This is a genomic window from Mesorhizobium sp., from assembly GCF_005063415.1.
Classification (GTDB): domain Bacteria; phylum Pseudomonadota; class Alphaproteobacteria; order Rhizobiales; family Rhizobiaceae; genus Mesorhizobium.
On the sequence record NZ_SUEG01000417.1, the window covers coordinates 1 to 242 of the forward strand.

Sequence of the window (242 nt, forward strand, 5' to 3'; positions counted from 1 at the left end):
CCAACGCGCCTGGAGGGCTTTCTGTCCACACACGGCCTGGTCTGTGATGTCCTGGTCAACAGCGCCGGCTATGGCCTGCGGGGCGCGACGACGGCGCTGCCTATTGATGGTCAACTGGGCATCATCGATCTCAACATACATTCCCTCACAGAACTGACCCTCCATTTTCTGCCGGGAATGGTGGCGCGCCGACGGGGCGGGGTGCTCAATCTCAGTTCCGTGGCCGGGTTCGTTCCCGGGCC

Annotated in this window: 1 protein-coding gene; it reads left to right on the top strand. The window is 63.2% G+C overall.

The genetic code is table 11. The features are described from left to right. Positions 1-242: SDR family NAD(P)-dependent oxidoreductase (locus tag E5W70_RS32870; protein ID WP_292665530.1), on the top strand; the 242-nt coding region annotated here is incomplete at both ends.